The following is a 22,397-nucleotide window of genomic DNA, read 5'->3' on the forward strand; positions in this document are numbered from 1 at the left end:
GTGGAGGCCCGCGTAGCACTCGAACAGCGAGCCTAGCGGGGGGTACTGACAACGCCGCCTCCAGTGACGGTGAAGATCAGCCACCCAGGCGTGCGAAGTGCTCACGCACGAGTTGCTTGTACTCCTCATTGGGGCGGACGGGGCTGCCGTCCGTGTCAGCGCTCTGTCGAAAGTCGCCTAGGACAAGCTCTAGTTGCGAAGCGGACAGGCCGTACAAATGAACTACCCGGGCGTCCAGTTCGGCTCGCAGGCTACGTTCCTCGTCCTTAGTCAGCGGACCGCATGCTACCCCAAGCACTTCCGCCAACTCCTCGAACTCGGGACTGCGGCAAGTCAGTCGGGCGGAGAGCTGGACAATCTCCTCGCCGACGCCTCGATCGAGTGGGATGTCGGCGATCGGGAGAGTGGACATGAGGGTCTTGCTGACTGAGCTTGAAACTTTCCTGCGTACAACGAAGTCGATGACGAGGCTGTTGAGCAAGGCGGCGACGTAGGTCATGGCGGCAGCGCTCAGCACAGTACGGTACCCGTTTGCTGCGTGATCGAATTTCGACCTGTAGAAGAAATGCAGCTTATGGGAGATGGCTGTATTTGGTGGGATGATTGCGGCGATCAAGGTGCGTTCATCGGTGGCGCGAGCCGTCTCGCGGAAACAAAGACGATACTGGTCTGCCGGGATCTCTACGCGTTCCTTGCGGGCGCCGTCCTGGAGTAGGGGCTTTTCCCCTCGATGCCGAGGCCAGGGTGACGTGCGCTTCTTAGGCAGCTTGGCCCGCTTTACCGCACGCCCGATAAGAGCGTTGTCCCCGTCTGGGTCAATCAAATGGTATGTGGGCTCCGAGAAGTCGTGTACGTACTGGTGAATGTTTTTCCCTTCACGCAAAGGGATTCCGGTGCCAGTTGGGGAGAATGACTGTCGATCGTCGTGAATATTGAGTTCTCGACCCCACTCGATTTGCCAACCCCCCTCCGGCATTGGGCTCAAGAACAGGGGTCGCGAGTTGTAGACGGAAGTCAGTAGGGAGAGTAGTTGCGGGTCGCGGGCGTCGGGGACCGCTAGCGAATCCGGATCGAGGGCCTCAAGGGTCTGGCGTGAAATCGGTAGAGTTCTTCTATCGAGGTCCAGAAGGTCGTCTAGTGACGAGACGCCACTGGTGAATGGAAGTGGATCGGTCGACCCTGCCGCCTCTGCGACGAGGAGGAGGAATTGCTCGCTTCGGTGGATAGGGAAGATTCCGTTGGAGTTATCACAGAGGACAAAATGGTCGATGGTGCAGTGGTCCAGGAGCTCTCTGCGGTGATCGGCGGTGGATGCACCGTTTGCGACGCCAGAATCGATGACGAGCCCGAGCCTGCCGCCAGGCGCGAGCAGGGCTAGTTCACGCTCGAGGAAAGTTCGATAGTAGTTAAATGCGATTCCGTGGCCGTAAAGCATTCGGTACACGCCGGATGACTTGATGAAAGCCTTGACTCCGGCTAGGGATCTGTCCGCGTCGATCTTTGCTTCAGTTACGTCGTCGCGAAGCTCCAGCTCGGCTTGCCGCTCGAGTTTTTCGTCCTTCTTCTTCAGTAGGGTGTAGGACGGGTCGAATCGCCCATAGAACTCTGCCGCCTTGAATGTGATGCCTTCCCAGGGCGGATTTCCGATCAGTGCGTCGAATCCGGCATCGTCTCGACGTTCTCCCTTGACGTCGAAGAATACCTCGGGGAATTCAACTTCCCAGTGGAATGGGCGGATTTCACTTCGTACCTGGGCTGGAATGTCGGCGAGGTGCTGGCGAAGTGGTTCGCCGCATTTGAGTGCGTCGTGGCCAGCAATCCATTGTCCGCTATTGCTTCTGAGCGCATCGGTATAGAAGAAGGGTGCGACCCACCAGTCCCCCATGTCCTGTAGCCGGGTGAAGTCGTCGCTGTCGAGTAGTCGCGTGAAGCGCTTTTCCTTGGCGCGGACTTGCAGGCGATCTTCGGAGGGGTCGTGGGCGAGGGCCTTGCGCGCTCGGACCAGAGAAGCAAGATCAGGCTCTTCGACGGCAAAGAGGGAGTCCTGCAGGTCGTCGATACCGGCTGCACTGCGTTGAACGCGGCCTCCTTGTGCAGGTACAGGCACGCCAGCCCAGCTGCCGATAGCGGCGCCCACGACGGCGTTTCCGCAGCGCATGTGGGCGTCGAGGAAGGACAGCGGTTTGCCTGCTGCGGCAGTGGTGAGCCAAAGGGATACTTTTGCGAGTTCGACGGCCATGGGGTTGAGGTCTACGCCGTAGATGCAGCGTTCGACAATCAGGCGTCGGTAGGCGGCGCGCTCGCTGTCGTCGAGCTTATGGTCGAGCATTTCGCCTGCTCGGGCCAGGGCTTCACCATACGCCTCGGTCAGTTGGTGAACGGCGGGGACGAGAAAGGCTCCCGATCCCATGGCGGGGTCACAGATGCGGAGATTGAGGATCTCTTCGGGCGTGGCGTCTTGGACGAGCGGGCGCAGGGTTTCGCCGACGACGAAGTGGGCGAGGGGGCGGGCGGTGTAGTAGGAGCCGGAGCCCTTGCGCTGGCCGCTGGCTTCAAAGAGGTAGAAGGTGCCAGTTTCGTAGGCTTCCACGATTTCGGCGTTTTCTGGTAGCTGGTTGGTGTCCAGCACCTGCACCAAGGCTGATTGGCCGCGGCCGATGCGAGCGAGGGCCTTGGGCGTGTCGGCGATCTGCGGCTCGAAGGAGAGTAGGCCCTCGTAGATGCTGCCGAGCTGCTCAACGCCGAGTTCGCGGTAATTGACTGGTCGGCGTCCGACGGAGGTCTTGCTCTTGCTGGTGTTGCGGTCTGGTTCGGTCCAAGAGAGGGCTTCGATGGCCTCTCGGACGAAGGTGTCGCCGACGGTCAGATCTGCGGCGTCGAGGAGTTCGCACTTGTCCGGGTCAAAGAGGCCGCCGTTGAAGCCAGTGATCTGGAGCTCGCCCGCGTCGACGCCGTCGCGCAGCAGTGCCCACTGGGCGCGCAGAGAGCTCCAAAGGAAGCCTCCGTCGGGTTCCCAGGCCGCGTCGGCGGTGAGGATGGCTTTACGCAGGGCGCGCAGCGAGTAGCCACGGTCGTATGAAGGCGTGCCGACGGGCAGGAGCCCACGGTCTTCGGCATACGCGACGAACAGGAGGCGGTAGGCGACCTTCAGGGCGTCGGCGAAGAGGGGGCGGGGCTCAGGTACTGACTTGTCATGTTGACGCAAGGAGTGCAGGGCGCCGTTGGCGATGGCACTGATGGCGGTGCGTACACCGCCGGAGAGATTCTCACTGACGGCCGTGGCGGCATCGGAGCTGGCATCCTCTACGCGCTTCCACAGGATTTCGCCCGCGTCATCGGGAATGAACGCTTCGGGGCGCAGCAGGGCCCACAGAACGCGCCACTCGTGTTCGTCGCCGAGTTCGGCCAGGCCGGCCAGATCGACCGAGAGGTAGCTGGCTTCGCCGCCGAGGCCCGGGTCGCGGCGGATCACCCGCAGTTCGGTGCCATTGCTGAGCAGGACGGCAGGGAGCCGGTGCTCGCGGGCACACACTTCGGCCTGGCGCTGGGGCCGCAGGTTGCCGACCCGGCGGCCAGTGGGGGAGGCGTCCAGGTGCTGACCAGGCGGGGTGATGAGCACGGAAACGAGGTCCCCTGGCGCAAGGTCACCATCGGCGCTGTGTGCGCAGCCAAGGACAGGTTCCTCTATGGCAGGGAGACTGCCGGGGAAAGTCCAGCCGAAGCAAGAGAGCCAGCTGAGCATGCGCTTGCGGGTATCGCCAGCGGTGCTGGTTTCGTCGATGTCGGCGACCAGACGGCGCAGTTCGCGCTTGGCGTGACGGATGCCATCTGTGGCGTCCTCTGCCCCGATGCGATCACGCTGTTCGCGGAGGAAAAGGGCAGGATCGGAGAGGTAGTACGTCGACAGGGTGGTGCCGGCGACGGTGATATTCAGCATGCGGGCACCTCCACGCACACGATGCAGCCCACCGGTTCGCCGGATGTGACCTCGGCGACTTGGAAGCCCCGGCTGAGTGCCCTGCGGCGTCGGTCGAATTCGGCGTCGACGGCGGCGCGGGCTTCGTCGACGGTGTGGAAGGCGCCGTGTCCAGTGTCGGCGAAGAGGCCGAGCTGAACGGTCTCACCGGCTCCGCTGGCGAAGCGCCGTTCTGCTTCGGCGAGTTCGGCGGCGTGCCAGCGGTCCAGGTCGGCGTGGAGGCGTTGGGATTCGGCGGTCAACTGTACTCGTAGTTCGTCGGCTCGTTCGGCGATGCGGCGGGAGGCTTCCTGCTGCCCGGCCAGGACGGCGGCCTCGAATCCGGCGGACAGTTCCTGGCGGGCTTTCTCGACCGGGTCGAGGCTGCCGGTGGGGGCGGGCCGCTGTCGCAGTCGGCGCAGGTCGGCGGATGCGTCCTGGCTGGGGGCAGCCGGGGCGCCTGCGTCCGTGCGCAGGACGAAGACAGGAACCAGGGGCTCTTCCAGGACGCGGTTGTCGTCGGAGGTGATGCGACCAACGTAGGTGAACAACCAGCCACTGCCGCCATCGGCGACAGGACGGACCGCAACACGGCCGCCGTCTCCGTCGTCGTACAGGCGGGTGCGGACGCGCTGGAGGACCGCGCGCACCAGGGGATGGGCGGGGGTGAGGAAGGCGATCCCGCGGTGTTCCGGCTCCAAGGCGACGGAACGGCTGAATGTGGCTTGAAATGCCTCTTGAGGCACGAGAGGGTACTGCTTGAGGAGCGGTCCCGGCTCGATGGTAACGATGTCGCCGTTGCCGGTGACCTGGCCGGCGCATTGGCGGACCACGGAGGTCACCAGTTTCCGGAATTCCTCGAAGTCCGGCAGCAGCCAGCGGGCCTGCTCCCGGGCGGCCACGGTTTCGTCCTCGACTTGTTTCTCATTCCGCATGCTCTGCATCAGGACGAGGGCGCCGCTGCGTTCGAGGTAGTCGCGGACCTGCTGGACCGCGCGCTCCAGGCGCTCCTCTAGATCCTGGGCGGAGGCGTCTTCGAGGAGGCCGTCGATGACGTCGCTGCGGCCCGCCACGCCCAGGACGTCACTGCTGGAGCCGAGCTGCTTGGTGATGGTGGACAGCTTGTCGCGCAGCCGCTGGAGGATCTCCTCGTCGCGGGTCTCAGCCAGGTAGAGGTAGCTGATCTCGACAACGTGCTCTTGGCCGTAGCGGTCGACGCGGCCGTTGCGCTGCTCGAGCCGGTTGGGGTTCCACGGCAATTCGTAGTGGACCACTACATGGCAGGCGTCCTGCAGGTTCAAACCCTCGCCTGCCGCGTCGGTCGCCAGAAGGATCGCCCCCGGAGTGCGGGAGAAGCGATCCAGTACTTCGCGGCGCTTGGCCAGGGGGATGGTGCCGTCGACTCGCAGCAGCGGGCCGTGGCCCAGGTTCTTCTCCAGGTAGTCCAGGGTGTCGCGGTACTCGGTGAACAAGATGACGCGCTCGCCGCGCCTTCCTGCCCGAAAGCCCTCCAGCCATCCTTGCAAGCGAGTGAGCTTGCTGTCGTCGCCAGGGCTGAGGGATTCGACCTGTTCCAGGAGCTTGCTGACCAGGCGCTGCTCCTCGCGCAGGTCGTCTTCCGGGAGGTGGGCGGCCACGCCTTCCAGCGCAAGTTCCTCAGCGGCCCGCAGGTCTTCCTCGGGCAGTGCGGTGTCTCCTCGGTACTGCTGCATGACATCCATGCGGCGCCGGCCGGTGTGCTCGACCGGCGGGATGCCGAGGTTCTCTGCCCGGCGACGCAGACTCTGCAGCAGGGCGTACGGGCTGGACAGGGCCCGCTTGCGAAGCACTTCCAGGGCGAACGCCTGGACGTAATAGGAGTCGGTGTCGCGCAGGGCGTGCAGAACGCGCTTGCTGTGCCCGCGAAGCCGCTGGTGGATCTCCTTTTCCCGGCTGGTCGGACGCACCTCGATGGGCTTCGGCGGCAAGCGGCGGCTGATCGGCTGCGGCGGCTCACCGCGGGTGACCTCGTCCTTGAGGCGCCGCACGATATACGGCTGGACCAGGTCAGGGTCCAGCCGACCGTCGTCGGCGGCTAGGTGCGGGGACAGGAGCTGCAGCAGGCTGGCGAAAGACTCTTGGTAACCGTTGTGCGGCGTGGCCGAAAGCAGCAGCATCTCCCGACTGTGGTCGGCCAGGGCGCGGGCCAGACGGCTGCGGTCGGTGGCGCTGGAGCGTCCCTCCCCTGCATAGGCGCGTGCTACATGATGCGCTTCATCCATGATCACCACGTCGAAGGGAGGAGCGCTTTGAATCGCAGTGATGTTGTTCTTTAGGTAGTCGATGGACGACACCGCGTAGGGTACTGCGGTCCACGGGCTGACAGTGGTGGGGTTGTCCCGACGGACCTCCAGCCACTTTTTGCTGTCGACCTTCGTGAAGTCGAGATTGAAACGGAACCGCATCTCCTCGACCCACTGGTCCTGCAGGCCGGCGGGGCAGGCAATCAGGACGCGGTCGGCACGCCCGCGGCGGGCCAGCTCCATCAGTACCAGGCCAGCCTCGATGGTCTTACCCAGACCGACGTCGTCCGCGACGAGCAAGCGCACTCGGGGCTGGCGCATGGCGATCAAGACGGGGACGAGCTGGTAGGGCTCGACGTCAATCCGGCCATGCTCGACCGCCAACAGGTCTCCGCGGCCATGGGCCATGGTGAGTGCAAGGGCATCATGGAGTTCGTTGAGGCGGATTGGGTTGCCGGGCTCGAAGCGCAGTCGAGTCGCTGCTTCCGGGCGGAGCGTCGGCTCCTGGCTCGGCAACACTGTCAGGCGCCGCGGGCCGGGACGCTCGTCAGCACGGCGCAGGTCGAGGAACGCCTCGCTTCCTGCCCCGCGGACACCTTCGACCTCCCACAAACGGTCTCGGAGCCGGACCCGCATCCCACGTTCGTACATGATTGTGGAGTCTCCCTACCTACTGATCAACACTAGGAAGGCTACCGGGGGACTGGCGCAGCTGAGGCCGGATCCAGCTGCGTGGAGCTGCCCGCTCGGAGATGGAAGGTGCGAGTTATCCGGACGTCGGCTCGTGAGCCTCTCTGCATGGCTACACTCCGCGACCGATCGACCACCTAACATGATGAACCGTGCTGTCGACGTGTCCAGGGCCGCAGCTGCTATAAGCGAGGGCCGGCGATGATGGTGAACTCAACTTGGTCGTGGGCCGCCAGCTGCTCAGTGCCGCCGGTGTCGGCGAGGGCCTGGGGCGGGCTTAACTTCTTGGCCCAGTGCCACGGGCTCAGGTCCGGGGAGCTGTGATCGTCTGACAGGCTTCCGCTGCGCCTGACTCGATCGGCGCTCTACGTCCGGCACCACTCCAATCGCCCGAAAGGCCAGGGCGGGGACCTTTCGGCTTGATCAGGGTGCGCGGGGAGCAATGCTGTGCGGATCTCACGCCTCGTCCTTTGCTCAGGTAGGGGCAGGGGAGGAGTGACCTTGGCCTCCTCGATGTAAGCCCCGCCCGCCGTGCCCTGGCCGTCCAGTGGCCTGCGGTGTCCTATTCCAGGGATGGGGCGGCTGGGATGGTGGGCAACTTCCTGGGTGTCAAAGGTGAGGGGCGAGGGTGTGAGTGTTGGAGATTGCGGCTCCCCGCGCTTCGCGCCGGCTCCACACGCCGAAGGCAACGGAGGCTAGATATGCCCTATTTGCGGAAGCTGCCATCCGGAAACTGGCAGGCCACGGTCAGGAATCGTGCTGGCAAGCGGTTCAGTCAAACGTTCCCTTCGCGCTCGCAGGCCCGCGGCTGGGGCTTGGACGAAGAAGAGAAGGTCGGGCGGGGCGCATCTCCGTATCCCCGGGCAGGCAAGATTAAGTTTATGGAGTGGCACGACCGCTGGTGGGAGGCCCGGTTGGTCGAGCCTCAGACGCAGAGGGGCGATGCCTCGTGCATCCGCACTCACATCACGCCGTACTGGTCGGACTGGGAAGTCCGTGCGATCTCGAGGCTGGACGTGCAGGCCTGGGTCCGGAGGCTTGTCGTAGGCGGGAAAGGTCCTTCGGCCATCCGGCGGGCGTACAACCTGTTGTCCTCCATCATGCGAGCGGCGGTGGACGAAGACCTCATCACGGTGACGCCATGCCGGCGTATCGCTCTGCCACCGGAGGCAGTGAGGCCGCCGCAGTGGTTCACGGTCGCGCAGGCCCAGGCGATCCTGGACGAGCTTGACCAGCCGTGGCAGACGATGGTGCTGCTTGCCTTCTATACCGGCCTCCGGTGGGGCGAGCTTGCCGGCTTGCACGGGCATCGCGTCGACTGGCGGCGCGGCCGCTTGTTCGTGGTGGAAGTCAATACGAAATCGGGGATCAAGGAGTATCCGAAGAGCTCCAAGAGCTGCCGCGAGGTTCCGATTCCTGATCACGTCCTCGACGCGCTGGCCCGTCACATGCATGGCCGCGACCGTGAGGGCGTCGTCTTCACCACCGTCACAAAGGGACGGTCGGGCCGGCTCCTTGACGACGCCAACTGGCGGGCCCAGACATGGTGGCCCGCGATGAGGCGGGCGCACTCCATGGACGCCGACGGTGCGATTGTGCGCGTCCCGCAGTACTCGCCGCACTCCACCCGCCACACATGTGCGTCGTGGCTCGTCCAGAGGGGCGTCTCGCTCTACGACGTCCAGCACCTACTCGGCCACGAGAGCTACCAGACGACACAGCGGTACGCGCACCTCGCTCCAGGTGCTCACCAGGCGGTCATGGGGGCCTGGGAACGACTGGACTCCCAGTTGGTGGTCCCAGCGCGCGCGGTAATGCCCGGTGTCAGCTCGGCGTGATCAGGCGGGCAGTGGTCTGGTTCCGAGGCAGCGATGCGTGGGCGCCGGTCAGTCAGGTCGGTTTCCTGCTGCCGCCCAGGCATCGGCGAGGGCGCTCACGGACGGCAGCCGTTTCTCCGGCTCAGGTGCGGTCGCCTGCGCGATGACAGCCAGTTGGGCCGGGGTTCCGCGCCACTGCGTCTCCTCGTCGCCGGCGTCGAGGAGGAGACGCAGTGCCCGGCCCAGGTTGAAGACCGTAGTGGGATGTCGATGAGTGAGCCGCGGACGAACTCCTCGGGCGCCATGTAGCGGCTGGAGCCGGGGAGCCGGTCCGCCTCCAGAGTGAAGGGGCCGGGGCGGTACTCGTCCAGATCGCAGAGCATCATGCGTTGCTGGTCGAAGTCGTAGAGCATGCAGCCGTCGTACAAGTCGACAGCCACGTATCCGGCATCCTCGACAGCCAGGTGGGCGCTGAGCAGAGTTTCGACGGCGATATTGATTTGGGCGAGCTGCTGAGTCCTGAACCTTGCCATGGGACTGTCGGGAGCGGCCCGTCCGCCCTGGCGAGATCGGGTCGGGTGATAGAGGACCTCGCCGCTCACCCATGGGTAGACGAGCGCGAGGCCCTCGTCCGTGGTGAAGGAGTGCACCAACGGCACGATGGAGGGATGGGAGACGGCCTGGTGAACGGAGATTGCGCGGCGTAGAGAGCAGACGTCAGTCGTTTTCGAGGCAGCCTTTACGAACCAGCGGCTACCAGCTACCTCCAGGCCGTATGAGATGGAGCCGGAGTCCTGATCGTCGAACTTCCGGAATACGGCGCCCACTCCCTTGAGGAAGGTCTCGAGCGCCACAACGTGCGTTACGGCCATGAGCGGCTGGGTCGTCATTGCCCCAATCCTGTCACCCCCTCCGCCAGCTCCGCAGCCAGATTCACGGGTTCCGGGCATATGGGTGACGCGCGCCTGCCCCATGCTTCTGATGATCGCCCCCGGCACCTGGCGGCCGTGTACCAGACACCTTGTCCCTACACCTCCATAGGCGGTGCCAGCCGCGACGCCCCGCGCAGGGGCGACGGCATTCATCGAGGACAACGTCCACCGCGACATCACGTCGGAGGCGTTCGCAGTGTGTCGAGCCCGGTCACCGCGCACTGCCGTGCGCGGTGACCGGGCTCCCCATTTGAAGGGATTTTGGGAGTGATTCGGCAGCGTGAGCAGGCACCCGTTAATGCGATTCTGCGCAGCTCCTATGCGGCCAAGGCGAGATCCAGAGACGATGCTGCGCTTGCAATCGAGCCGGGCATGAGGTGCCGGTAGACCTTAAACGTTACGTCCAGGCTCTTATGGCCCATCCAGTCCGCAACATCAGTGATCGGTATGCGAAGCTGGAGGCATTGTGATGCAAAGAAATGTCGAAAGCTGTACAGCACGATCCCTTCCGGAATGATGGAAGGGTGATCTCGCTTCAGCCGCTGCCACTGATTTTGAAGCAAGTAGGGTTGAAAGGGTCTTGATAGGTCACGTGGATCCCTTAGGAGGTAGCCGTCAATCGTGCCGTGTTTTTGAGCGTAATATTCGATTGCCTGCTTGATCCGTGAAGGAAGTGGCACATCCCGGTACTCGCCTGGTTTCCGGTGTTTGAGACGCCCGCACACCTTCGTTGTTTGGTTAACCTGCTCGGTTATCCTGTAGGTGTTATCGGAAACGATGTTGTTGATATTTACTGCGACCGCTTCAGCGTTCCGCATCCCACACCCGCTCATCAGGTCGCAGAGGAGTTGGAACTTCTCGTCACCGATTTCCCGTATTTCCCGCAACTGGGCAGGTGCGGGGATTGAGGCTCGCATTGGCGTGTACTGTGGCGATCTGACGCCGTCCAGTGGGTTGAAGTCGTAAATTCCTACCCGTTGTGCGTCGAGCAAAATGGTGGCCAGTTTATCGAAGGCGTTGGATTGCGTTGCTGTGCCAGTGCCCATGGTTTCCATGGTTCGGATGAAGTCGTCGACGACCTTGTGGTCGAATGAGTTCATGCGACGACTGCCCAGGGCTGGGATAATGTGATGCTCGAGGAGTGAATCTAGATGTCGAGCCGAGGAGGCTGCCAGGTGGCGCTGTCCCTTCCTCCACAGTTCTACGTACTCGCTGAGATTCATTTGGCCGTATTTCTCGGCGCGTTCGTATCTGAAGCCTGCACTTGCTGACGCCTTGGTCTTCGAGGCGTAAATTTGCGAAAGTCGTGACGTAGCCTGAGTTTGGGTGCGGAATCCTCCTTCCTCTGTTTGGCGTCCGCTCGCACTGCGGTATCTGATCGCGTATGCATGCGGACATCGTGACCACTTTTCGCTCGGGTCGTCGCAACGCTTGAATACTGTCCCCATGCCTCGGGGAAGGGATTTCGTGGGCACTGACCTGCCTTGCTGAATTATTCGGGGTGGAGTGGCGTTAGGAAATTTGCCTACGCTGTCGTATCCAGGAATTCACCTCGGATACTTTGAATCGGATTTTTGCGCTACGCCCGACCCCGAATCTGTAACTGATCAGTCCTGACCGGTTTGCTTCCCTGTATACCCATGACACGGACATGCTCAGTTGGGCAGCCAACTGCTTTGCGGAGATGAACTCGTTCGACACCCGGACCTCTTGTGTGAAGCGCTATGGCAGGTGTCCATGGTCCGAGGAAATCCCCGGTTTGGCTGACCGGGGATCCCGTGGTATGTGGATTGGGTTAAGCGGCTAGGCTCACGTTGAGGATCTTGGCTGCCTGTCCGATGGACCCCGGCAGCAGGTGCCGGTAGATCTTGAACGTGATCTCCAGGCTCTTGTGGCCCATCCACTCCGCGACGTCGGTGATCGGGATGCGATGAGCCAGGCAGTTCGACGCGAAGAAATGCCTGCATCCGTAGATCACCATGCCCTCGGGGACATCAAGGGCGCCGGCTCGCTTAAGTCTTTGCCAGTGGTTCTGGAGCAAGTAGGGCTGGTACGCGCGATCGCGATCGTGTGGATGGCGCAGGAGGTAGCCGTCCACGGTGCCATACTTGTCGGCGTACCACTCGATGGTCTGCTTCACCCGCGCCGGCAGCGGTACGTCCCGGTACTCGCCGAGCTTGCGGTGCTTCAGGCGGTCGTAGTGCTTCGTGGTCTGGTTGACCTGCTCGGTGACGCGATAGACGTCGTCGGCCACGATGTTCCTGATGTTGACCGCGGCCGCCTCGGCATTGCGGAGTCCGCAGCCGCTCATGACGTCGACCAAGAGCATGAAGGTGTCGTCGCCAGCGGCGCGCAGGCCCCGTAGCTGCTCGGCGGATGGGATGACGGCCTTCTTGGGGTCGTAGACGGGCGCCTGCACACCAAGAAGCGGGTTGTCCTCGAAGATGCCGAGCCGATGAGCGTCAAGCAGGACCGCTTTGAGTTTGTCGAAGGCGTTGGACTGCGTCGCCAGTCCTACGCTGTTGCGCTCCATCGTGCGTATGAAGCCGTCGACGACCTTGTGGTCGAACGTGTTCATGCGCCGACTGGAGAGTGCCGGGAAGATGTGGTGCTGCAGAAGCGAGTCGAGGTGGCTGAGCGAAGCCGGCGCAAGGTGACGTTGGCCCTGCTTCCACTCCTCGGTGTACTCGTCGAAGCGCATCTGACCGTAACGCGCGATGCGCTCGGCCTTCGCCTGGTTGGCCGGCTTCGCTTGCTTCTCGTTGTGAATAGCCGACAGGCGCTCCGCGGCCTTGTCCCGTGAGGCGAAGCCCGATGCCTCGGCCTGCTTCCCGGCCGCGTTGCGGTATCGGATCTTCCAGCCGTGGGGGCACTTCGGCCAGTAGGAGGACGCGTGCCCGCAGTCCTTGAAAATGGTGCCCATGCCGTGGGCGGTTGTCGTAGCTGCCATGTCCGCGCGACTCCTCGGATCACAATGCTGACGGTTTGCTGACCGGCAGCTATCCGAGACCCGTCTGACCTGCGCAGATGCCCCTGAGCATTGCATTGTTCTGGAATTGGGTCCTGAGAGATCATGAAGAGGTCATTCAGGCCCGCGAAGACTGGATGCACGGGACCCGATTCGGCCAGGTCAAGGGCTATGACGGGCCGCCGATCCCGGCCCCCGAGATTCCCCCAACTCACCTGAAACCACGGGGCCGTGTGCGATGACCATGTTTTGAGTCGGGGATCGGTGTGGGGCACCTCGTCGCAGTCGGAGAGGTCCCTGACTGTTGGGGCGATCGATGCAGGTCAATCGCACTTCGAGCGCTTAGAGAACGTCCGGGTCGTTCTCGCCTGTGACAGTTCGCGATCAGGTGTGGGGAAACCGATGCTGACCCGATGCTGAGTTCTCAGTTGAAGATTGGCCCCGAGTGGCAGTGGCTGTCAGTTGCTGATCCGATCGTGCCGCGCGTGGCCGTCGGGGTGGTGACCCGGCTTCCCCGCGTGGCGCCGTGAGCTGGCTCCTGTGCCGCTGGAGCTGCAGGCAACGCTCGGATGGGAGGCGCCCCGCCCCGTTGTCGGATTCGCACAATTGGCAGGGCGGGAGCGTGATGTCGGGTGAGGGCTTGGCATGGAGGGTGTGGGCGCGGTGGGGATGGAGTCGTAGGTGTCTTGCCTCGCGGGACGACCAGCAGATTCTTCGTCTCCTGGTGGTACAGCAGTTGCACCCATGCTGACCAGGAGGAATGGCAGTCGGTGGGGACTGTCACCGGGAGCTGGTCCGGATATGGTCCGGATCTTGGTCCGTCAGAGGGTGACGGGAAGCGCCTGCGGTGCGTGGAGTCGCAGGGATGTCCTCCACTTCAGGTCGCGTTCGGGGACGGCGAGCTTGAGGCGGGGCAGGCGGAGCAGGTGGGTGAAGGCGATGCGGAGCTGGGTTCGGGCGAGGGAGGCGCCGAGGCAGTGGTGGGGGCCGTGACCGAAGGCGAGGTGATGGTTGGGCGCGCGGGTGGGGTCGAAGTGCTGGGGTGTGGGGAAGCGGTGCGGGTCGTGATGGGCGGTGTGGAGGCTGAGCATGACAGCGTCGCCCGCCCGAACGGTCACGCCCGCGATGGTGAGGTCCTCGCGGGCGTAGCGGGGTGTGGCCGTGGCCGTGGGGGTGGTGAGTCGCAATACCTCTTCCACCGCCGCAGGCAGGAGTTCGGGGTGGTCACGTAGGGGCTGAGTCTGGGCGGGGTGGGCGAGCAGCAAGAGAGTGCCGTGGCTGATGGCGTGGGTGATGTTCTCGATGCCGGCCCACCAGACCTGGAAGGCCAGGGCGGTGAGTTCACCGTCGCTGACCGAGTTGTCCGCCTCGCGGGCGCGGGCCCAGTGTGAGACGAGGCCGCTTCCCCGGTGGCGGTACCGGGTCATGAGGGTGGCGAGTAGGTGGTGGACGCCGTCGACACTGGCGGCGAGTTCCTCGTGCCGGGTGTGGGTGAGCATGGTCTGGGTCCATCGCGTCAGCGTGGGCCGGTCCGATGAGGGGATGCCGAGGAGGTCGGCCACGACGGTCAGGGGCAAGGGGAGGGCGAAGTCGGCCACGAGATCGACGGCTTGCCGTCCTGCGAGGCCGGCCAGCAGGCGCCCGGTGGCGGCCTCCACCTGGTGGTGCCGTGCCTTGGTACGGCGAGCGGCGAAGGCCGGGGCGGCGAAGCGGCGTAACCGGGCATGGTCGGCACCGTCGCGGCCGAGTAAGTTGCCGTCCAGCGGACGGGGCAGGTGGAAACCGCCGTGGGCGTGTGCGGCGTACGACCTGTTCACGGTCAGCCGACTGTCGACGAGCGCGGCCCGGACATCGGCGTAGCGTGTGACCAGCCAGAACGGCGAACCATCCGCCGCGAGCCTTCTCCGAGGCGGTGTCGAAGGGTCGACGGAGGTGGCGTCGGCGAAGGTCCTGTCCATGTGGTTGCTTCTCCCTGTGTGAGCCTCGGGAACGGCGGTCGGCGTACCCGCCCCGTCCCTGCCCACGCAGGCAGGCGCGCATGTCCGAAGCCAAGCGGGCATGGTCCGACCGGCCCTGCCCTTCGTCCGTCGTACGGGAAGTCGGCGGCGAGACCTCCTACCCCGTCCCTCCTGCCGACAAGGTGACGCAAACCCGAGGTGACCCGTTCGGATGACAGGCACTTCGGCCAACCTTGCAGCGTCCCCCCTGGTTCGGCGCGCACTCTCGCCGGAAGCAGTGGATCTTTCCCGCCAACCTCGGTCCGGGCCCGGTGGGGGCGCGTGTCATGGGGGAGGGAGGCGGGCGAGAGGGCCGCGTGGTCCTCCAGGAGGGAATTCCCGCACGTGTCGATCGAACGCCCAGCCGGAAACAGGCTCAAGACGTACAGCGACCGGACCTATGTCCACACCACGATGGTGCGGCACCAGGGCACCGTGATCGCCTTCGCCCTCGACGACGAGCGGCGCCTGTACTACAGCGTCCTCGACCTCGACTCCAAGGTCGCCCCGGCCCATGACGACGACGGCATCGGCCACGCCGACCTCGACGTCCGCCACTGGGCCGACGACCCCCGCCCCGTGCCGTTCCCGACGGAGATCACCCGCGCCGGCGCCTCCGTCATCGGCGCCGAGCCGCTGCCGCGGGTGCGTCTCGGCGGCCGGGTCGAGCTGGGGCCGGAAGAGGTGGTTCCGGACGACGAGGTCGATCCGTTCCGCTCGGGGACGGGCCGCCTCACCGCCGCCGTCCCGTTCCAGGTGGTCTCGGACGGCCGCCACGTGTTCGTGTTCCGGCAGGCCGTGGCTGCCGGGCACGCGGACGCCGTGTACCGCACGGCCAAGGGCCGTCTGACCGGTGCCCCGGCCACGGACGACGGGCAGAGCGCGGCCGTCGCGGCGGGTGCCCTGCTGTGCGACCGGTTCGTCCTCGCGGGCTCCGAACTGCGGCCCGTCAAGGAGGTCCGCTACCGCCGCAGCCGGCACCGCACCCGGCCGGCGACGGCGAAGGACTCGCTCGGCACGGTGGACATGGACGACAAGCCGTTCCAGGAGCCCACGCAGGAGGTGGGCTTCGCCGGCACGCCGACGGAGGGACGGTTCTCCGTCCTGCTGCTCCCGACGATCATCGCCGACACCCGGCGCTGGCAGTTCTTCGTCCACAACGCGGCCTCGGGGCGGATCGACGCCGTCAACGTCGGGCAGGCGGACGACGGTCTCTTCGACACCCAGGGCGGGCAGCTGTGGACCAGCCCCGAGCCGGAGCACGAGGACTCCGTCCTCGAACGGCAGCCCGGCAAGTGCCCGTTCACCGACCACCCTCTGATCCCCGTCGTGCCGGAGCCGGACTTCGCCGAGTCCGCGCTGCGTTTCCCCGGCTCGGAGAACGCGTTCCGCGGCGAGGCGGTGGCGCCCGCGGGGCTCGGTACCGGCGCCTACACCGTCGAGGCGTGGACTGAGCGGGACGCGGCCGGCGGCACCCTGCTGTCCACGGGAGCCACCGGCATCACCTTCGCCGTCACCGCGGCGGGCGCGCTCACCCTGGCCCACGGCGCCACCACGGTCACGACGCCGGACGGCCTGGTCCCGGCCGGCGAATACATGCACGTGGCGGCCGTGTACGACGGCGCGAAGGCCGCCTTCTTCGTCGACGGCGACCCCGTCACCAGCGCGGCCCTCGCCGCCGTGGCCAAGGCCGGTACGACCCTCGTCCTCGGCGCGAAGAGCGCCACGGAAGGGGCGTTCTCCGGCACGCTGGACGAAGTCCGCGTCTGGTCCAGGGCCCGGCAGACCACGCGGATCGCCGAGACCATGTGGCAGCGTCTGATCGGCGACGAACCGGAGCTCGTGGCCTACTACCGCTTCGACGAGTCGACCGGCGCCACCGCCTACGACCAGGGGCCGCACGCCGCGCACGCCACGCTCAAGGGCGGCACCCCGCAGTGGGTGACCTCGGGCGCCCCGATCACCGATTCCCCCGGCATCCGCCGCGACTCTTTCGCGGTCACGGGCCGCACGGTCTCGGGCGGGCTGTCCGCTGCGGTCTACCAGCAGCAGGAGCGGGGCACGACGGGCAGCGGGGCGGTCCGCCCCCTGCAGCGGCAGGCTCGGGTCCTGCTCACCTGGCGCAGCAACGCCGGGGGCGACGAGGCGGAGGCCGCGGGGCAGATCGCCGCGCTGGACCTGGCGATCGGCCGCGACGGGCGGCTCGTGCAGCTCCCGGACGTGCTCGACCTGCCGGTCGTGGGCGCGACGGCCGAGCAGGTCGACCCGGCCGAGGAGAACCGCCTCAAGGCCGAGCTGGTCGCGCTCCGCGAGCAGGTGAAGGAGGCCGAGGAGGCCAAGGCCGGTCTCGACGCGGACATCGCCACACCGTCCCGGGTCTGGGACGACCTCCGCAAGGCACTGGAGAAGACCACAAGCCTGACGCTGAGCCCGGACAAGGCCACGGACTGCCTGGTGTACGCGGAGGTGACGGAGGGCGGGCAGGCCCGTGGGTACGAGTACGACTCCGACGAACCGGAGGTCGGGACATCGGAGTCGTCCTTCCACCATCTGACGGCCAAGCAGGCCGCCAAGGGGGGTGGGTTCACCCCGGTCCTGGTGACGGGCTCCGCTGATGCCACGGACCGACAGGACCAGTGGACGATCACCTATAAGGGGTGGTCGGACAGCGAAGGCGTCCCCGACAGGGCCACCGTCAAGAACGTTGAAGCCGCCAAGTCCCTCGGAACCGCGAAGGACTCCCGTACGGTCACGCTCGGGGGAGAGGCGCCCGTCTTCTTCAGCCCGGACGGATTCAGCACGTCGGCCGACGGCCTCTCGCTGTACGGAGCGCAGTTCACCCCCCGGAAGAAGATCGGGGAGAACACGTGGCAGGTCGAAGGCACGGACCGGCACCTGACCTGGACCGGGTCGTCGATGACACTCGCCGACACGTCGTTCTTCCATCGGCTCAGGCGGGTAGGGGACGCCTCCTCGCGGACCACCCTGTTCCTCGTCCCCCTGACCCCCACCGGCGACTCCGAAACCGCCGCAGCCGCCAAGGTGAACGCCGCGCTCAAGCGTCTCGGCGCCATCGAGGACGAGGAGACCGCGCGGGCGGCGTGGGACCGGGAGATCCAGCGCATCCAGACCGAGATCGCCCAGAAGGAAGCGCGCCTCGGGCAGATCACCGAGGGGACGAAGGGCCGCAGCACCAAGTCCCTGCCGATGGTGAACCTGGGCCAGGACCGGCTCGGTCTGGGCTGGTCGGGGGCGCTTCTCGGATTCTCCGCCGCCGCCGGGTCCCCCTTCCTGGCCTCCGGCGGCACCGGCCACCTCGGGCTCTACTACCGCGACGACAAGCAGGCCCTGACCGGGTTGTTCTACGACACCAACGTGGACCGCTCGACCAAGAAGCTCACCGCGTCCCAGGACACCGACGTCCTGCTCACCGCCCGGGACGCGGGCGTGGACCTGGCCGACGTGACGATCGAGGTCACGGCCTCCGAGCCGCCCGTGCCCGGGCTGTGCACCCTGACCCTGACCCTCCGGGAGATCGGCGAGGCCCCGGAGAAGGGCACCGGGGGCGGGGCCGTACCGGGCAAGGTGCTCGACACCGAGACCTGGCGGCTGCTGCCCCGCAAGGCCGAGAGCCTCGCCGCAGCCCTCAACGGCCGCCGCTTCCAGCCGGTGGCCGTCGGCACCGTGGCCTCCGCCAAGGAGAACGTGCTCACCGTGAAGGCCGGAGCCGCAGTCTCGCTCGCCGCCGGTGATCTCGTGACCGTGGATGAGGCCGCGTACGCCGTCGCCATGGAGGTGGAGGCCGGCGCGACCGAGATCCGGCTGCACCTGCCGGTCCCCGCTCCCGCCATCGCGGCCGACGCCTCCGTGCACCTGGTCTCGTACACCCCGGCGCTGGTCTCCCACACCCGGCCCGGCGGGCACGCCCGCTTGGGCTCCCGCTACGTGACCGCGACCCTCGCCAACAAGGCCGGCACAGCCGTCGGCGCCGTGGCCGACGGGACCGCGCAGGCCGCCGGTTCGGCGCGGCTGCCGTCCTGGTGGAGCGACCTGCCCGGCCGCGCCCTCACCTTCGCGGCCGGCACCACCCCGCCCGCGCTGGCGGACACGGAGAGCGGGCTGTCCGCCGTCAGCCTGGCCGACAACCTCACCGTCGAGGCGTGGGTGAAGCCGGCCGCCGGTACGACCGCCGAGGACACCCGGCGGATCGTCCACGTCAACACCGGTCCGGCGAGCGCCGACACGCAGTTCACGCTGGCCTTCGGCGCAGCCGCGGGCCGGCAGGCGTCGGGGGCCAGGGTGCTGGTCGCGGGCGTCGGCGACCGGTTCGTCACCTCCGCCGCCACCGTCCCCGTCGACCGCTGGACGCATGTCGCCGCCGCGTACGAGCAGTCCTGGGCGCTGAAGTTCGCGAAAGGCGTGTACGCCGAGGCCCCGCACGCATCGGACCTGAACATCGGCCGTGACCTCACCCTGGAGGCGTTCCTGCGGACCGGCGACCTGTCGAAGCCGCAGGGCGTCCTGTCGAAGGGCCGCATCGACGACGGGCGCGGCCGCAAGGTGCCCTACCAACTCGGCATCGCGACGGACGGGAAGCTGGTCTTCTCCTTCGAGGGCCGGGACGGCGCACGCGTCGTCCACACCTCCGACAAGGCGGTCACGAAGGACACCTTCCACCGGATCGCGGTCGTCCGCAGGCTGGGGGACTCCCGGGAGGAGAAGAAGGGCACCCGCAATGCGGACATGAAGGTCGGGGGTAAGTCCCAGAGCGTGGTGATGGACGTCATCGAATCGATCGTCGTCAGCCGCTGGACCGAGATCTCCTTCCGCATCGACGGGCAGGACGCCGGTACATCCCGCTACTACGACGCCCCGGACCTCTCACACCCGGGCCCGCTGGAGATCGGCCGCGTCCGGCACGGCTCGGCCGTCGAGTCCTTCACGGGCGAGATCAGCGAGGTGCGGATCTGGAACGTGGCCCGGGCCGCCGAGGACCTCGGCGTGGACATCCCGTTCACCCCCGAGGCATCCGGTGCCGGTTCCGCCGAACCGGGTCCGATCGACGGGGCTGTCCGCCCCGAGGGCCTTGTGGCGCACTGGCGGTTCGAGGAGAACGAGGGCAACGCGGCCCAGGACGAATCCGGCAGCCACCCCGCGCGCCTGCACGGGGCGAAGTGGACGAAGAACCCCGACCCCAAGGGCAGCCGGTTCCGGCTGTACGTGGACGGCCGGGCCACCGAGGCCACTCCGACCCCTGCGGCGAAGGCACCCGCGGCGGGCGACTACGGGCCGGCCCAGATGAGCCTCGGCGGCCGCTCCGACGCCTCCGGGGCCGTGGACCGCTACCAGGGCGTGCTGGAGGAGGTGCGCATCTGGCGCACCGCCCGCAGCGAGGAGCAGCTCCTCGACAGCATGTTCGGCCGGCTGACGGGCGAGGCAGCGGACCTGCTCGCCTACTACCCGTTCGACGACGAGTCGACCACGGCCGACGCGGCGGAGCTGCGCGACCACGGCCCGCGCGCCCTGCACCTGGCGCTGCCCCCGGGGGCGGACGGGCGCCCGGATCCGCTGATGTCCACCGCGCCGATCTCCTCCGAGACGCCCGAGGTGCGGCCGGTCTTCGTGACCGCGCAGGACCGGTTCGTGCAGACGATCGGCGCCACCCCGGCCGTCAGCGAGTACGCGGACCTCCAGCGGCTCTCCGACCGCTCCACCCGGGGCGTGCTCAAGCGGGCGTACGCGTACCTCCAGGACGGCACCTGGAACCTGATCACCGGCTACAAGCTGGGCGACCTGGTCTCCGAGTGGGTCGGTCAGGCGCAGTTCGCGCCCCAGCTGATGGGCTACATCGAGGGAGCGCCGCCGATCCCCGCGGAGAACCTGATCGCCACCCGGGCGGCGGGGGCGCAGACCTACATCAACGCGGCCACGGTCGAGTTCAAGCAGGCCGACGAGGTGGTGCAGACGCTCACCTCGGGCGGCGAGAAGACTCTCGACCACGCGCACGCGGTCAAGTTCTCCAGCCAGGGCGGCCCCGACACCCTGATGATCACCGCGCCGCTCGGCTTCGGCACGGCCACGCCCGTCGTCGAGACGGACTTCGACGTCGAGGGCGGCGGCAGCCTGGAGTTCTCGGACGGGTGGGGCGACGAGACGGCCGTCTCCCAGGGGCAGTCGACCGAGCGGGCCACGATGATCGGGCTCAGCGGGGGCTGGGAGGCCGAGCCGACGGACGAGGCGGAGAAGAAGGCCTTCATCGACAACGGCGGTAGGCGCTTCGCCCCGTCCAACACCGGCTACGCGCTCGTGCAGTCGGAGACGGCCGACGTGTTCGCGCTGCGGGTCGCGCACAGCGGGGCGGTGGTCTCGTACCGGATGCTGCCGAACCCAGACATCCCGCGCGACTGGAACTTGATTCCCTTCAAGATCAACCCGAGGTACGTCAAGCAGGGCACCCTCGACGGCAAGGCCGGGTACTCCAAGGACGGGGAGCGCTGGAACCGGCGGCTGGACTCCGACTACCAGGACGCCGCCGACTACGGCGAGTACAGCTACTACAAGCCGAGGGAGGCCTACCGGCTGAAGCGGCGGATCGTGGAGGACCAGCAGCGCCGGCAGGCCTTCTACGAGGCCGTCGACCCGACCAAGGGGTACGCCGACCCGACGGCGGCGGTGGCCCGGGAACTGCTGAGCCGGTTCACCGGACCGATCCCCGGGCCGCGCAAGGACGAGGAGAAGCAGCGGCGCGACGCGGCCGGGCTGTCCCGCCGGGACATCGTCAACACCTACGTGTGGTCGGCGGACGGCGGGTTCTTCGCGGAGAGCACCGGTACCACCGACGTGGTGACGGAGACGAACAGCGGCTCGTACCACTTCAACGGCCTGGCCTCGGTGGGCATGTCCACCAGCTTCGAGATCTTCGGCGTGGGCGTCGGCTTCCAGTACGACGCGTCGTTCGGCGGCTCCATCAGCAGCAGCCGGTCCAGGAGCAAGGAGTCCACGCGCTCCTTCAGCCTGGAGGTCTCCCTCGACACACCCGGGGACATGCAGAAGTACGACGAGGACTACGAGCCGGTCTTCAAGCCCTCGGGTGACGCGGTGGAGATCCCTGGCCGGGTGGACGCGTACCGGTTCATGACCTTCTACCTGGACGCGGACCGGGCCAACTTCGAAGACTTCTACGGCAAGGTCGTGGATGGCGAGTGGCTGGACTCCGGGGACCGCAACGCGCTCGCCCTCAAGCAGGCGCAACAGTCGGACCACAAGCCGCCCTGCTGGCGGGTGCTGCACCGGGTCACCTTCGTCAGCCGCAAGCTGCCGCCCGAGGAGGAGCAGATCACTGGGGTGCTGGAGAAGGCCATGCGCGGCGCCGACATCGGCTCCAACTTCGAGCTGGTGCGGCGGCTGGACCCGTACGTGGACCCGGCGGTCGTGAAGCGTGAGGAGCTGCGGCGGCAGGTGGAGGCCGGCATCCGGCAGGCGCTTCCGGACCTGGTGGTGCACAAGGACACGATCGTCAGCCTGTTCGCGGACTACCGCAACGTGCACTGACCGCGAACGCGGCCGGCGTCGGCTGAGGTGAGGTGACCTCGGGCCGCCCGCCCGGAATCCCTTCGCGGACCGGGCGTGGCGGCCCGCGCGCGGCATGCGCACCGCAGGCCCGTCGCAGAGCCGGACAGCCGGCTGTCCCAGCTGTCGGCCACCGGCCGGGGTGCGGCCCCTTGGAGCCGCGCAGACATCGGCTGGCGTCCCCGCC

The 22,397-nt window shown here is 66.7% G+C and carries 9 protein-coding genes and 1 pseudogene; 3 read left to right on the forward strand and 7 right to left on the reverse strand.

Going from position 1 to position 22,397, the window contains the following annotated elements:
* Window positions 1–76 precede the first annotated feature (76 nt).
* The gene (locus tag ACIQCH_RS03475) at window positions 77–3,937 is read right to left on the reverse strand and encodes an Eco57I restriction-modification methylase domain-containing protein (protein WP_402577455.1); all 3,861 of its coding nucleotides are present in this window, start codon (window positions 3,935–3,937) and stop codon (window positions 77–79) included.
* Window positions 3,931–6,888 carry a helicase-related protein gene (locus tag ACIQCH_RS03480; RefSeq protein ID WP_402577457.1) on the reverse strand — a complete coding sequence of 986 codons (2,958 nt, stop codon included), beginning with the start codon at window positions 6,886–6,888 and terminating at the stop codon, window positions 3,931–3,933. The genes ACIQCH_RS03475 and ACIQCH_RS03480 overlap by 7 nt, the downstream gene beginning before the upstream one ends.
* 920 nt (window positions 6,889–7,808) lie before the next feature.
* Here ACIQCH_RS03480 and ACIQCH_RS03485 point away from each other — a divergent pair.
* On the forward strand, window positions 7,809–8,765 hold the full coding sequence (locus tag ACIQCH_RS03485) for a tyrosine-type recombinase/integrase (protein WP_402577459.1): 957 nt from the start codon (window positions 7,809–7,811) through the stop codon (window positions 8,763–8,765).
* A 95-nt stretch (window positions 8,766–8,860) separates the two neighbouring features.
* Here ACIQCH_RS03485 and ACIQCH_RS03490 read toward each other — a convergent pair whose 3' ends face one another.
* From ACIQCH_RS03490 to ACIQCH_RS03505, 4 genes are all read right to left on the reverse strand, one after another.
* Complete coding sequence (locus ACIQCH_RS03490) at window positions 8,861–9,634, reverse strand: serine/threonine protein kinase (protein ID WP_402577461.1); 774 nt, start codon at window positions 9,632–9,634, stop codon at window positions 8,861–8,863.
* A gap of 359 nt (window positions 9,635–9,993) precedes the next feature.
* Entirely contained in the window at window positions 9,994–10,776 is a 783-nt protein-coding gene (locus tag ACIQCH_RS03495) for a tyrosine-type recombinase/integrase (RefSeq protein WP_402577463.1), read from the reverse strand.
* 412 nt (window positions 10,777–11,188) lie between these two features.
* A complete protein-coding gene (locus tag ACIQCH_RS03500) occupies window positions 11,189–11,377 on the reverse strand; it encodes a helix-turn-helix transcriptional regulator (protein WP_402577465.1) in 189 nt (62 codons plus the stop codon).
* A gap of 94 nt (window positions 11,378–11,471) precedes the next feature.
* Entirely contained in the window at window positions 11,472–12,626 is a 1,155-nt protein-coding gene (locus tag ACIQCH_RS03505) for a tyrosine-type recombinase/integrase (RefSeq protein ID WP_402577467.1), read from the reverse strand.
* Between the two features lie 89 nt (window positions 12,627–12,715).
* Between ACIQCH_RS03505 and ACIQCH_RS03510 the strand changes: the two are divergent.
* Window positions 12,716–12,886: pseudogene (locus ACIQCH_RS03510) on the forward strand (pirin family protein); the annotation flags it as partial.
* 579 nt (window positions 12,887–13,465) lie between these two features.
* Here the strand turns inward: ACIQCH_RS03510 and ACIQCH_RS03515 are convergent.
* Window positions 13,466–14,602 (reverse strand): cytochrome P450, encoded by a 1,137-nt coding sequence (locus ACIQCH_RS03515; RefSeq protein ID WP_402577469.1) that lies wholly within the window; start codon window positions 14,600–14,602, stop codon window positions 13,466–13,468.
* A gap of 384 nt (window positions 14,603–14,986) precedes the next feature.
* Here ACIQCH_RS03515 and ACIQCH_RS03520 point away from each other — a divergent pair, with 384 nt between their 5' ends.
* The gene (locus tag ACIQCH_RS03520) at window positions 14,987–22,192 is read left to right on the forward strand and encodes a LamG-like jellyroll fold domain-containing protein (protein WP_402577471.1); all 7,206 of its coding nucleotides are present in this window, start codon (window positions 14,987–14,989) and stop codon (window positions 22,190–22,192) included.
* Window positions 22,193–22,397 lie beyond the last annotated feature (205 nt).

Source organism: Streptomyces sp. NPDC093225, assembly GCF_044753805.1.
Lineage (GTDB): Bacteria > Actinomycetota > Actinomycetes > Streptomycetales > Streptomycetaceae > Streptomyces.

Bases quoted from the DNA above. Each gene is read 5' to 3' on its own strand.
- ACIQCH_RS03475 (WP_402577455.1), bottom strand. From the start codon at position 3,937: ATGCTGAATATCACCGTCGCCGGCACCACCCTGTCGACGTACTACCTC.
- ACIQCH_RS03480 (WP_402577457.1), bottom strand. From the start codon at position 6,888: ATGTACGAACGTGGGATGCGGGTCCGGCTCCGAGACCGTTTGTGGGAG.
- ACIQCH_RS03485 (WP_402577459.1), top strand. From the start codon at position 7,809: ATGGAGTGGCACGACCGCTGGTGGGAGGCCCGGTTGGTCGAGCCTCAG.
- ACIQCH_RS03490 (WP_402577461.1), bottom strand. From the start codon at position 9,634: ATGACGACCCAGCCGCTCATGGCCGTAACGCACGTTGTGGCGCTCGAG.
- ACIQCH_RS03495 (WP_402577463.1), bottom strand. From the start codon at position 10,776: ATGAACTCATTCGACCACAAGGTCGTCGACGACTTCATCCGAACCATG.
- ACIQCH_RS03505 (WP_402577467.1), bottom strand. From the start codon at position 12,626: ATGGCAGCTACGACAACCGCCCACGGCATGGGCACCATTTTCAAGGAC.
- ACIQCH_RS03515 (WP_402577469.1), bottom strand. From the start codon at position 14,602: ATGGACAGGACCTTCGCCGACGCCACCTCCGTCGACCCTTCGACACCG.